The organism is Paenibacillus etheri (assembly GCF_001012825.1).
Taxonomy (GTDB): Bacteria; Bacillota; Bacilli; order Paenibacillales; family Paenibacillaceae; genus Paenibacillus_AQ; species Paenibacillus_AQ etheri.
Genome location: NZ_LCZJ02000065.1, coordinates 1 through 13170, shown reverse-complemented (window position 1 = coordinate 13170; position 13170 = coordinate 1). Strand labels below are relative to the sequence as shown.

Below are 13170 nucleotides of genomic sequence, written 5' to 3'. Positions count from 1 at the left end.
TATTCTCACTTACATACTTAGACAGATGATCTGTAAGAGTAAGCAATCACACAAAAAAGTCTTTCACTATTTCTACACATTGCAGAAATAGCAAAAGACTATATTTACTGGTGTACCTTATTTCCTAATCATAGCTCGATACACGAATTTAGGAAGAACTGCTTGTCTGCGCCAGCGCGACTTTTGTCCTTTGGCCACAGGTGCGAATATGAGTCGATGCAGCCACTCCAAATTGAGTTTCTTCCATATCGCAGGGGCTGGAGTCACTTTTCCCGCTATAACATCCAAGCTACCCCCCACGCCAAAAACAACCTTAACCTGAGAAAGCGCCTGTTTATGCTTATAAACCCATTTATCAGAGTACGGAGCCCCCATCGCAACGATCAGGAAATCTGGCTGTGCGTGTTGAATCTCTGCCACAATGGCCGGTTCCTCTTCTTTAGTAAGAAAACCATTATGTCTTCCGGCAATTTTCACCTTCGGATATAGCTCTGTAATCTTTTCGACCGCTTTACAGCTGGTATGCTCATCCGTGCCCAAGAAATAAAAACTCCAGCCCAGCTTATTTCCTTGCGCGAGCAGCTCAAGAAGTAGTTCATACCCCGTTACTCGTTCAGCTATAGGGTCGCCTTTTCTTCTCGATGCCATTACAATGCCAATCCCGTCCGGAGTGATCAAATCGGCTTCATGGAGTATGGTTCGAAGCAGCTCGTCCGATTGACTTGTTATCGTAATTTCCGGGTTGGCCGTAATCAAATGAAATAGCTTGGATTCCCCAGATTGAATATGTTCTGTTAGATGAAGCGTCGTCTCATCAAGTGTTAGTTTTGAAAAAGGAACGCCTAATATTGAGACTGTCCCAGCCATTTAATCACCTCTTACTAAAAAGTTCACTCCAGTATACCTTACCTTAATCCATAAGGATAGTCGCATCATTACCCCGTTCACTCCTCCATAAACTTCCACCACTCTATTAACCAAGGTTCATCGATCCCCCGCAGGCGGAATTCCTCCAAAAGTATCTTTCGAAATTGTTTTTCCATTTTGACAAAATTATTGTCCTCCTGGTACATGGGAGCAAAGGACTCATCATCTCTAAGATAACTCCAAAAATTGCCTGCACACTCCAAAATCTTTCGACCTACGACCGTTTGCTGCGCTACGGGAACAAGCCATTTGTCATAGGGATACGGATAACCTTCAATAGTGATTGCACAGCGTAAAGCTTCTTTATAAAGGGAAACCGCTAAGAACAAGATAGGAAAGGCGTCGCCACGAACTACAGGATTATCTAGACTTCTCGCATAGCTTCTTAGCTGTATGTATGAATGCTTACGAAATTTCATTAGCACTTCAGGTTGGAGTGGAACATAGGCATGAAAAAGTGACTTCAGATCCAGCTGATCGTAGTAAATATAGGACACTGATGCATTCCACAGCCACTCCATATCCCCGCTCATTAAAGCTTCTTTGATTTCAGAACTTTTTTGGAGTGTATAATGCCCTGTTTTCCCACTCGGAAGCCTTAAATCCATAAAGAAACTACTGTGCTCCGGAATCAGCCCCGCTTCCTCGAACCGATGATTAATACTGTTATAAGATTCATCCTCACAAATAATGATTACATCCACATCCGACTGCCCATCTACCACCCCGAGTGCGGTCGATCCATCAAGGATAATGCTTATCCTCTGACTATCTTCTTGCAATAACGGATGATTTAGGATCTCTTGCGTAATGTACTTTCCAATCTCCTCTAGTAATTCGCGATGAAGTAGCAACTTATCCGGTGTTAGTAAAATATCCGACAACACTGATTTCATCATCTTATCCTCCAGCCTCCAATCGATCTCAATTCCCTTAAAAACATAGCGCTTACATTTAATCCAAAATGTGGATTTGGGAATATCATTCTACACTCCGAAGATACATCTTGCAACGATATATGTAGTACCCTTTTGCCTAAGCCTAAATATAATGAAGTATCTATTTACTTGAAAAGGGGTATAAGCATGGCGCAGCCAAAAGTGATTGCTACAGTCCGCTCTGCCGGACCGATCGGAAATATCGAAGTAAATGTCAGCACAAATAGGGTATACTTTGTTAACCCAGACACTGAGGCTGGAACTATCGGGGTACTCGATGGCATAACGAATCGAATTATCGCACGCATCAATGTTGGAAGACTGCCAACACAGCTTGGAATTAACCCCCAAACTAACCGAATCTATGTAACAAATTTTCGTGACGATACGGTTTCTGTTATTAACGGGCGGACAAACCAGGTGATAAAGACTGTGAAAGTGGGCCGCATGCCTGATAATATCGGAGTAAATGTTCGAAAAAATTTGATTTATGTAACTAGCATAGCAGGAATTATATTCGTCATCGATGGGAAAACAAACCAGATCAAAACGAAGATTGAAGTCGGCGGTCGCCCTTCCAGAATCGTTATTAATGAGCTTACAAATCGTATATATGTGACCAATACAATAAAAAATTCCGTCTCCGTCATTAATGGAAATACACAGGCTATCATTGCCACCATAAAAGTCGGTAATAACCCTGTGATACCACCCGCACTTAATGTAATCACAGGCCGCATTTATGTCGCTAATAACTTAAGTCGGTTTCTCTCGGTAATCAACGGCCGCAACAATAAATTGCTGCAAAATGTACAGCTAGGGCGTCTGCAAAGTGAGGTCGTTATCAATCCGCTGACAAACCGTATCTATGTCTCAAGTGCACAAGTTGAAGGTAAAGGAAAGCTATTCGTCATCAATGGAAGTAACAACAAAATCATCACTACAAAGGTTCTGCCTACCTCCTCCAACATAACCATTAATCCGAATACAAATCATTTGTTTGTTGGTAATTTCGATAAGAACCACATGTCCGTTTATAACGCCACCACGTTTAAAAGGCTCGTAAGATTCCCCTTAGTGTCAGGCAGTACTGTGCTAAACCCAGTCACCAATAGAGTTTATGTTGGAGGAAATGATTCCATCACAGTCATTCAGGATGTATCAGATCTTATATTTAAAAATGACGCCCACCATTAGGTGGGCGCCTTCCTATATAACAAATCTCGTAGAACTAATGCGTTGTAACTTGCTTAGCTGCTAGTTTCTTTGCAGTCACTTTCTCTTCTGCCGTTTCCTTAGGCTGTACGCCTCTTTTAATAAAGAAGGCTAGAATAAATGCAATAATCGCTACACCTACGGATACTAAGAATGCATCGTTAATCCCTTCAATGGTAGCTTTCGCAATGACTTGATTTTGTATTCCAAGCAATTGGTCTGCCGAGGGCTTAGTCGTTAATTTACTTACAGCATCAGCGACCATATCCTTCACGTGCGAAGTAGTACTGTTGGACATAATGGTTACGAGCAATGCCCCACCAATCGCCCCTGAAACCTGCTGAATCGTACTGTTCATGGCTGTACCGTGCGGCGTATATTTGGCTGGAATCGAGTTCAAACCATTGGTCATAACTGGCATCATCACCATAGAGATCCCGAACATTCTCACAGAATATAGGATCATAAGTGTCGAATATTTAGTCGTTTCAGTCAAATCACTAAAGAAATACGTACTAATCACTACGATCGCTAGACCGATTAGTGCTAATACTTTACCGCCGAATTTATCGAACAATTTACCTGTGATTGGTGACATAACGCCCATAATTAACGCACCAGGCAGCATTAGAAGTCCAGAATCCAGTGGTGAGATCCCTCTAATGTTTTGCAGGTAAATCGGCATAAGCATCATCGCTGAGAACATTGCCATATTCAGTGTAATCGAAATCGCTGAGGATAAAGCGAACATCGGATATTTGTACACTCTGAAGTTAAGCATAGGCTCCTTCATTTTCATTTGGCGCATAATGAATATTACTAATCCAATCGCCCCGATAATAAGAGCGGAGTAGACCATTGGATCATCCCATCCTTTATTCCCAGCGGAACTGAAGCCGTATAGCAGACCCCCGAAACCAATTGCTGATAGAACTACAGATAAGAAATCGATCTTAATAGCCACATCTTTTTTAGGATCATGCAATTTGAAGAAGGCCAGAATGAACACCAATACGGCGATTGGGGCAATCATAAAGAATAGAACAGGCCATTCATAGTGCTGAATAATCCAGCCAGATAATGTAGGTCCGATAGCCGGTGCAAAAATCATAACCAACCCGAACATCCCCATAGCTGAACCACGTTTCTCAGGTGGAAAGGTAGTGAACAATACGTTCATTAATAATGGCATCATGATCGCAGCCCCTGAAGCCTGAACCATTCTGGCGATCAACAACACAGAGAAGCTTGGTGCGAATCCGCCGATAAAGGTTCCTATCGCAAATAATCCAATGGCGATTAAGAACAACCGTCTCGCGGTATACTTTTGAATCAAAAAAGCTGTTGAAGGAATCATGATCCCGTTCACCAGCATATAACCCGTTGATAGCCACTGTACCGTTGAGGCACTGACATCAAAATCCTTCATAATCGATGGTAAAGCTATATTGAGTAGGGTATTACTCAGTAAAGCAACAAATGCACCAATCATGAGGATTGCCAATATCCCGTAGGACGCTTTACTTTCTTTTGCTTTCATTTTTGGAATCCTCCATTCTATAATCATACTAACGGTTCAAAATTGAACTCTGGTTACAATCCAGTGTAAAATATAATACTCCCTTATTTCCCGCTTGGCAAGACAAAATTTATTTAAAATTGAAATTGTAATAAGTGGATATATAAGCTAGTCTATATTGGAACAAAGAGTCCAGCTTAAAGGGGCACCTCAGATGATAAATAAACGAAAAGAGCAAGTGGTTCATAAAGCACATGAATTATTTATTGAAAAAGGCTACCATGCCACATCCATTCAGGATATTCTGAATCATAGTCGGATCTCCAAAGGATCTTTTTATAACTATTTCCCTTCTAAAGGGGATCTCTTTAAGGCTGTATTTACGTCTATTCACGATCGACTTGAAGAAGGACGAAATTCGCTGCTCATTGGTCAAGATCCCTCTGACATTAAGATATTTGCTGAACAGATTCAGCTGGTCATGAAAATTAATAAGAAAAATAAATTGTTACAGCTCGTTGAAGATGCACTGGTCTCGAATGATCCAGACTTAATTACATTTATCAAAAAAACGAAGTTCAGCCTGCTAACCTGGGTATATGAACGTTTCCTTCATATTTTCCCTGCGGATAAGAAACCCTATTTACTGGATGGAGCCATCATTTTTAACGGGATTCTGCAAAATATGCTACAAATCAACAGTGCGATGAATGAAGTCATCACCTCTAAGCAAATCATTGATTATTGCACTACTCTTATCCAAACCATTGTTGAAGAAGTAAGTGAAATGGGCATTCAACTCATCTCACCAGATCACGTGGACAAGTTATTGCCCGCATCGGAATACACTGATTTTTTCAATAATGATTTATCCTTTGCGACCATAAGCTTGAAGAAAGTTATAGAGAGATCCTTTGCACCAGGTGATGCGAACCTCACCAACTATCTAAAGCTGTTGTACTTTATCCAGGAAGAAATCATGAACAACAAGGAACCGAGACATTTCTTAATCGAAAGCGCTCTGCTATCCTTAAAGACATGCCCTAATCTAAATGAAGCCAAAGAGTTTAAGCATTATCAGGATGTATTATCTAAAATGCTATAAACACTAACTAACTAAAAGTGTGGTGAAGCATTTGTTCAAGCTATTATTAATCGAAGATGACACGACGCTGTTTAACGAGATCAAAGAGCGACTAACGCAGTGGTCTTATGATGTGTATGGCATTCAAAATTTCAGCAATGTCACGCAGGAATTTATAGAAATCAAACCGGATTTAGTCATCATCGACATCCAATTACCTAAATTCGATGGATTTCATTGGTGCCGAATGATTCGCTCCCACTCCAACCTTCCGATCATCTTCTTATCGTCCCGTGATCATCCTACGGATATGGTGATGTCGATGCAGCTTGGAGCCGATGATTATATCCAAAAGCCCTTCCATTTCGATGTACTCATTGCCAAAGTACAAGCGATTCTTCGACGCGTCTACAATTACAACACGGATAACATCGAGCTCAAGACATGGTGTGGAGCAACCGTGGATTATGAGAGAAATCTATTGACCAATGACATGGGGTCGATTGAACTTACGAAAAACGAGATTTTTATATTGAAATTGCTTATTGAGAAAAAAAATAAAATCGTAACCCGCGAGGAATTAATCAATAGCTTGTGGGATGATAAACGATTTATAAGTGACAACACCCTTACCGTCAACGTAAATCGGCTTCGAAAGAAGCTGGATGAGCTTGAATTAGGGGTTTTCATAGAAACGAAAGTGGGACAAGGGTATATGGCCACCGAAGAGGAAGCACTATGATTAAAAAGTATCTTTTGGAAAGAAGTAGCTGGATCAGCCTAGTTCTCTTTACCAATCTATTTATACTCTTTGTCACCTACATGGATTCATCAATCCCATTCTCTTCAGTTCTCTATCTGGTCTCCTTGTCGATGCTTTTTTCCGTGATGTTCTTAATCCTTCGCTATCCCAGAGAAACCAGGTTCTATAAAAGCTTGGCTGAGCGAGATGATGATCTGGATGTAACGAGTATCGCCACCCCCGAAAGCCCGTTTGAGCAAATTATTGAAGAGAGCATTATCAATCAAGCTAAATGTTTAAAACAGGCTGCCTCGCACAATCTAATGACGTTAGAACAGGAGAAGGATGAGCTATTATCATGGATTCATGAGGTGAAGACCCCTTTGACAGCGATGCATCTAATGATTGAGCGTATAGAAGATGATGTAATGAAGAAAAATCTGACCTATGAATGGCTGCGAATTCATCTTCTACTGGATCAACAGCTCCATCAGAGGCGAATTCCCTTTATCGAGAATGATTTGTATATAGAACAAATCGATTTAGAGACGCTTATTTTCGGGGAGATTAAGACGTTGCAATCCTGGTGTATTCAGAAGGGAATTGGCTTTGAACTGAACTTGGAAGTAGCTGAAGTGCTTAGTGATGCCAAATGGCTGGCTTTTATCCTCCGACAACTCCTAACCAACGCCGTAAAATATAGTGAAGCTTCAGATATTACAGTGAATAGCTATCAGCAAGCTGAGTATATCGTTCTTGAGGTGAAGGATGGTGGACGCGGAATAGATCCCAAGGATCTTACTCGCATATTTGAAAGAGGATTTACTTCCACAACGGTACATCGCGACAATACCGCCACAGGCATGGGATTATATTTAGCTAAAAAAGCGGCGCAATCCTTGTTAATCGTCATCGGAGTTGAGTCGAGACTCGGGTCAGGGACAACGTTCACTTTAACCTTTCCACTCAAAAATGAATTCGTGAAGCTCTCAAGCGTGTGACAACAATGTCACATGCTTTTTTATTTTGTTCGGGCAATCGAAGGATAAGAACGGCAAAGCCTTTTATAATAAAGCTATACAAAAAGAACGAGTATAAAAAGGGAGTGAATCATTATGGCAATTCTTGAAGCCACTAAAATTCATAAAAGCTACGGAAATAAATTAAACAAACAATCCGTGTTGAGTGGATTGGATATTTCTATAGAAGAAGGCGAATTTGTTGGGATCATGGGCTCTTCCGGTTCAGGAAAGACCACACTGCTTAACGTTCTCTCGTCCATTGACCAGATCAGCAACGGATCAATTACCATCGAGGGTACTGAAATTTCTAATATGAAAGAAAAGCAACTAGCTGAATTTCGGAAGAATCATTTAGGATTTATTTTTCAAGAATACAATCTCTTGGACACGCTGACGGTGAAGGAGAACATCCTGTTACCACTGTCCATTACCAACACCCCAAAGAAAATCGCCAATGAGAAATTTGAACACGTCGCGAGGGAACTGGGGATTTTAGAGTTAAAGAATAAGTACCCGAATGAAATCTCTGGGGGCCAAAAACAACGTACCTCTGCAGCTCGGGCCTTCATTCATGATCCAAGCATTATTTTTGCTGACGAGCCTACTGGAGCCTTGGATTCTAAATCTGCTTCTGATTTGTTAAACAAGCTAAGTGAACTAAATCAAAGACGAACAGCAACGATCGTTATGGTCACACATGATCCAGTGGCAGCTAGCTATTGCAGTAGAGTTATTTTTATAAAGGATGGTACGATCTATACGCAATTGAATAAAGGGGAAGAATCCAGACAAGTCTTCTTCAACGACATCATAAAAACACAAGGTGTATTAGGTGGTGTGCAGAATGAGCATTAATGTACTGATGCTTCGAAATCTGCGAAAAAACATCAGAAATTACTACCTGTATGTGTTTGCTCTCGTCTTTAGCGTGGCCTTATATTTCGCCTTTGTTACATTGCAATACGATCCCTCGATGGATGCGGTAGAAGGCTCGATCAAAGGTGGCGCAGCAATCAAGGCTGCCTCGGTCTTACTGGTCGCGATTGTATCCATTTTCCTGTTATATGCTAACACCATCTTCATCAAACGTCGGGGGAAAGAAATTGGCTTGTTCCAGTTAATTGGGATGACCAAAAATAAAATATTTCGGATTCTTTCGGCGGAGAACTTTATCCTATATTTCGGTTCTTTAATTCTTGGGATAGCCGTAGGCTTTTCTGTTTCAAGATTAATTCTAATGATTCTTTTTAAAATAATGGGGATCGATGCGATAGCATCCCTTCGTTTTTCTACCCCAGCCCTAGTTCAAACGCTGATCGTATTCTTTGTAATCTATCTCTTAATCATGCTGATGAATTATGGCTTTATTAAAAGACAAAGCATTCTATCCTTATTCCGGGTGACCTCGACCACAGAAGGCAACGTGAAAAAGCTGTCCATCTTTGAAATGATTATAGGGATCGCTGGGATTGGATTGATTCTGCTCGGCTATTCGATTTCATCTCGATTATTTAGCGGAGACTTAACATCAATGACTCAACTATCTATAGCCATGATCACTATTCTGGCTTCAGTTATCATTGGGACTTATCTTTTTTATAAAGGTTCGGTAAGCTTTATCTTTCATCTCATTCGTAAAAAGAAAAACGGGTATCTGAATATTAAAGAGGTGTTGTCTCTCTCCTCCATTATGTTCCGAATGAAATCAAACGCCATATTACTGACCGTCATTACAACGGTATCGGCACTCGCGCTAGGTCTATTATCCTTGAGCTACATCTCATTCTACTCTGCTGAGAAAAATGCGAAGCTCTATGTTCCATCAGATTTTGTTCTTACGGATATCGATGATGCCGAACGATTTAAAGAGGCGTTAGTTGCGGACAATTTAGTGTTTACAGAAAAAAAGACAGAAGTCATTCTGGTAGATGTAAATATGGAGAAGGTCCTCGGTGAGACTCCAAAGAGCTCCGGTATAGTCTCTAAGATTATGCCCCTTCCAGTCATTAGCGAAAATGAACTTGAAGGCATCGATGTATCACCGGATGAGACCTATTTTACAAAGACAAGCAGTGCACTCGATAATCTGATTTCGTTGAAAGACGAAGGCCCCATTGAGTTTAAGGGAACGCATGAGGTTATTCCGCAGACATATACAACTATAAATAAGGACGCACCTATTTTAGGGTATTTCACTGGTGGCGGCTTACCCGTAGCTATCGTAGACGAAACGGTCTTCGAACGCTTACAGAACAATCTAGATCCAGCCCTTCAAAAAAAATCCTCTCTTAATATCGGAATCGATATGAAGGAACGGGCAAGCGTTGAACAGGCTAATGATCTTTTTCAGAATATGAACTTTAAAAAGGGCAGCATAACCGACTCTCAACTGGAAACGAAAAATAATCAAAAGCAAAATATGGGCCTCATCATGTTTATCGTTGCCTTTCTGGGGTTAACGTTCCTGATTACTTCTGGATGTATTCTTTACTTTAAACAAATGGATGAGAGCGAGAACGAAAAACCCAGCTACACGATCCTAAGAAAGCTTGGTTTCACGCAAGGTGATCTGCTAAGAGGGATTCAGATGAAGCAATTGTTCAATTTCGGGATTCCATTAGTCATAGGTCTGCTTCATAGCTACTTTGCCGTTAAATCGGGCTGGTTCTTCTTCGGTACAGAGCTTATGACACCAATGATTCTGGTAATGCTCTTATACACGGCTTTGTATTCTGTCTTTGCAGTGCTGTCCGTCTTCTATTATAAAAAGGTAATTAAAGAGTCGCTCTAAAACAAAGAGGGTGTTCCAAAAGCCATTATGGCTTAGGAGCACCTATCTTCATATTCAATTCTAGTTAATCCGTAAAAGACTAGATCCTCGAACTTATCCCATTTTAAAATATGCCGTTTAAATTCCCCTTCAAATCTCATTCCAGCTTTTTTCATAACATTGGAGGAAGCAGGATTTCTAGTCATTGCCGCTGCCCATATTTTATTTAATAGCAGGTCTTCGAATCCGAAATCGATCAATTGCTTTGCCGCTTCCGTCGCATAACCATTTCCCCAAAAAGGCCTGCCTACCCAATAAGCAAGTTCACCTCTTACATGCGATTTGTCTATATTTAGACTCATACAACCTATTAAGGTATTGCTCTCTTTACTAATTAAAGCAAAAGGGAATCCTTCACCATCGTCTGCCCTCTTCCTACAAGCACCAATCCAAGATTCAGCCGCTCCATCAGGATAGGGATGAGGTATAGACAGCGTTGTTCTAGCTACTTCTATATCCCCAGCAAGCGCTTGAACGTTACTTGCATCTGTGGATTGAAACGGTCTTAGAATTAGCCTTTGGGTTTCAAATGTAGGTTGCATTGAAAGTACCTCTCACTATTGGATTTTCAATAGATTATATTACAATTGTTGGATATTGCAATACATAAATCAGCTATTCACAATCCCCAATACGAATCCATCATACCCTTTACTTCCCACCGTCTGAATGGCCGTAGCCGAAATCCTAGGCTCTTCAGCCAACAGATCATAAAATTCCCGTACGCCTACTACACGAGGATCTTTGCTATTCTTGTTAATAACCTCACCTTCACGAATCACATTATCGCCTATAATCACTGTACCAGCCCGGGAGAATTTAAGTGCCCATTGTAAATAGTTAGGGTTATTCGGTTTATCCGCGTCAATGAATATAAAGTCAAAGGGTTCCACACCCTCTTGTTCCATCTGAGACAACTGCCCCAAAGCATCGCCTATACGAAGTTCTATCAGATCATCTACTTGAGCAAGCGAGAAATTAGCCCCAGCCACCTGAGCATGCGATGGATCCAGCTCCAAGGTAACGATATGTCCGTCAGACGGGAGCGCTCTTGCCATCCAAATCGTACTGTACCCACCCAATGTACCAATCTCCAGAATTCGGCGTGCACCTTTCATTTGAACCAATAGGCTAAGGAACTTACCCTGACTAGGTGAAACATCAAAAGGCGGCAGCCCTGCCTGTTGATTGGCGAACAACACTTCCTCCAGCACGGAGTCCTGCGGAATTAGACGCTCTGTAATGTACTGATCAACTTTATCCCATGTAGTCGTTTGATTCATATTTATCACTTCTCCTTTGGTTTTAAATATTAAACCCCAGTAATTAGGGATCGGTCGTAACTACGAGGAGTGTTTGGACTTCCGGCCGCTGTTGTCCCCAGATTTCTTTAATTAAACCACTATTCGCGGTTGAAATCCGGGGACAAAGGCGGTCGCTTACGCTCCTACAGTTCCAAACCTCCTCTTCGTTACTCCCTTTCCCTAACTAAAGATTTAAGTCCAAAATACAAGTTCAACTTCAACTTCAACTTCAACTTCAAGTTCAACTTCAACTTTTACTTTTACTTTTACTTTATACCTGTATTGTAAATCAGTTATAATCATAAATATAATATATCTTTAAATCTAAACTATATATTTAATGTATCAATTGAATAAAAGGGGTTTAACCATGAATCTTCACGCCTTGCGCTTATTCCATGTAATCGCATCAACAGGAAGTGTGACACGTGCCTCAGAAACTTTAAATATCAGTCAGCCTGCGATTACGGCTCAGATCAAGAAATTCGAAAAGGAACTATCCTTCGCCCTATTTAAGCCTCAAGGTAGAGGAATTGCTTTAACAGATGCGGGTGAAGAGCTTGCCTTACTCGCCAAAAGACTGTTCGCCGTCGAACAGCAGATCGAACAATTCGCCCAGGATTACGTTAACGGTACGAATGGAAGTATTCGTCTAGCCGCGACATATTTGCCTGCTCACTTCCTTATCCCTACCTGGATCGCAAAGTTCAAGCAACAATATGAGCAAGTTGAAATGGTGATTACCACCACCAATTCAAGCGATGCCCTGAAGCAGCTGTTAAATGTAGACGTGGATATGGCGATTTACGGAGGGATTGCCGAGGCCTATCCAGATACGATCCGGACAGAAGAGTTATTTCAGGATGAGTTATGGTTTGTGGTCGCACCCCATCACCCCTATGCGAACCAGCAGATTTCTTTATCCGAAATGATGAAGGAGCCTTTTGTCATGCGTGAGGAAGGCAGCTCGACGAGAGAGAGATTATTATCATTATGCCGCACATACAATACGCCTGCTCCCACGATCTCCTTGCAATTCAACGGACTTCATGAAGCGATTCAAGCCGTTATCGCCGGATATGGCGCCAACTTCGTCTCTTCACTCGTTGTACGTGAATATGTAGAACGTGGAGAATTATGTCGTGTTTATGTGGAAGGCATACATCTGAAGAACAGCATTGCGATCTGTACGCGAAAAAATGAACCGTTATCCGCCTCTGCGTCAAACCTTATTCAGATGATTTGCCAAAATCCTTATACGATGTAGTATTAATGTCTAGTTAGCCCTCTTATTCATCCATACTTTTCCCTGCATGCTTTTCTCTGTATACCTCTCGCTGGAATAGTGAAAACCTGCAATAGCGGCTAGGCCCCCTTAATCCGGAGTCCTGTCCACCAAAAATACTGCAGACGTAGAATTGCTCGTTCTTTCGAGCAATTACATCGCTCTATGAAATGCGGAAGAATCCTCTAGTGTTTTAACCCACACTGAAAATACGGCAGGAGGTTTCGATTTTAAACTACCGTGCATTTTTCGGTTATTGTAGAAATCCATGTACTGGTCAAGCGATTCATAGGCCTCTTCAAAT

General features: G+C 41.3%; 12 protein-coding genes. 7 read left to right on the top strand and 5 right to left on the bottom strand.

What is annotated here, in order from left to right:
• Nucleotides 1–117 precede the first annotated feature (117 nt).
• Both UQ64_RS27725 and UQ64_RS27720 read right to left on the bottom strand, forming a co-directional pair.
• Complete coding sequence (locus UQ64_RS27725) at nt 118–867, bottom strand: WecB/TagA/CpsF family glycosyltransferase (protein ID WP_060626685.1); 750 nt, start codon at nt 865–867, stop codon at nt 118–120.
• Between the two features lie 77 nt (nt 868–944).
• A complete protein-coding gene (locus tag UQ64_RS27720; protein WP_156417702.1) occupies nt 945–1826 on the bottom strand; it encodes a nucleotidyltransferase domain-containing protein in 882 nt (293 codons plus the stop codon).
• A gap of 186 nt (nt 1827–2012) precedes the next feature.
• Between UQ64_RS27720 and UQ64_RS27715 the strand changes: the two genes are divergently transcribed.
• Nucleotides 2013–3062, top strand: a complete 1050-nt coding sequence (locus UQ64_RS27715) for a YncE family protein (protein ID WP_060626683.1) — start codon at nt 2013–2015, stop codon at nt 3060–3062.
• A gap of 34 nt (nt 3063–3096) precedes the next feature.
• Here the strand turns inward: UQ64_RS27715 and UQ64_RS27710 are convergent, their stop codons facing one another.
• Nucleotides 3097–4620, bottom strand: a complete 1524-nt coding sequence (locus UQ64_RS27710) for a DHA2 family efflux MFS transporter permease subunit (protein WP_060626682.1) — start codon at nt 4618–4620, stop codon at nt 3097–3099.
• A gap of 193 nt (nt 4621–4813) precedes the next feature.
• On the opposite strand from UQ64_RS27710, the gene UQ64_RS27705 reads away from it, so the two are divergent.
• The 5 genes from UQ64_RS27705 to UQ64_RS27685 all read left to right on the top strand — a co-directional run bounded on the left by UQ64_RS27705 (nt 4814) and on the right by UQ64_RS27685 (nt 10238).
• Nucleotides 4814–5704 carry a TetR/AcrR family transcriptional regulator gene (locus tag UQ64_RS27705; RefSeq protein WP_245238287.1) on the top strand — a complete coding sequence of 297 codons (891 nt, stop codon included), beginning with the start codon at nt 4814–4816 and terminating at the stop codon, nt 5702–5704.
• A gap of 31 nt (nt 5705–5735) precedes the next feature.
• Nucleotides 5736–6425, top strand: a complete 690-nt coding sequence (locus UQ64_RS27700; RefSeq protein WP_060626681.1) for a response regulator transcription factor — start codon at nt 5736–5738, stop codon at nt 6423–6425.
• Nucleotides 6422–7426, top strand: coding sequence for a sensor histidine kinase (locus tag UQ64_RS27695; RefSeq protein WP_060626680.1), 1005 nt, complete (start codon nt 6422–6424; stop codon nt 7424–7426). Before UQ64_RS27700 ends, UQ64_RS27695 begins: the two co-directional genes overlap by 4 nt.
• 114 nt (nt 7427–7540) lie before the next feature.
• Nucleotides 7541–8302, top strand: a complete 762-nt coding sequence (locus UQ64_RS27690; RefSeq protein WP_060626679.1) for an ABC transporter ATP-binding protein — start codon at nt 7541–7543, stop codon at nt 8300–8302.
• Complete coding sequence (locus tag UQ64_RS27685) at nt 8292–10238, top strand: FtsX-like permease family protein (protein ID WP_060626678.1); 1947 nt, start codon at nt 8292–8294, stop codon at nt 10236–10238. Before UQ64_RS27690 ends, UQ64_RS27685 begins: the two co-directional genes overlap by 11 nt.
• Nucleotides 10239–10270: 32 nt before the next feature.
• On the opposite strand, the gene UQ64_RS27680 is transcribed toward UQ64_RS27685, so the two are convergent.
• Together UQ64_RS27680 and UQ64_RS27675 are read right to left on the bottom strand one after the other, a co-directional pair.
• Nucleotides 10271–10819, bottom strand: a complete 549-nt coding sequence (locus tag UQ64_RS27680; RefSeq protein ID WP_060626677.1) for a GNAT family N-acetyltransferase — start codon at nt 10817–10819, stop codon at nt 10271–10273.
• A 69-nt stretch (nt 10820–10888) separates the two neighbouring features.
• Nucleotides 10889–11560, bottom strand: coding sequence for an O-methyltransferase (locus UQ64_RS27675; protein ID WP_060626676.1), 672 nt, complete (start codon nt 11558–11560; stop codon nt 10889–10891).
• Nucleotides 11561–11951: 391 nt separating this feature from the next.
• On the opposite strand from UQ64_RS27675, the gene UQ64_RS27670 reads away from it, so the two are divergent.
• Nucleotides 11952–12848 carry a LysR family transcriptional regulator gene (locus UQ64_RS27670; RefSeq protein ID WP_060626675.1) on the top strand — a complete coding sequence of 299 codons (897 nt, stop codon included), beginning with the start codon at nt 11952–11954 and terminating at the stop codon, nt 12846–12848.
• Nucleotides 12849–13170: the final 322 nt, after the last annotated feature.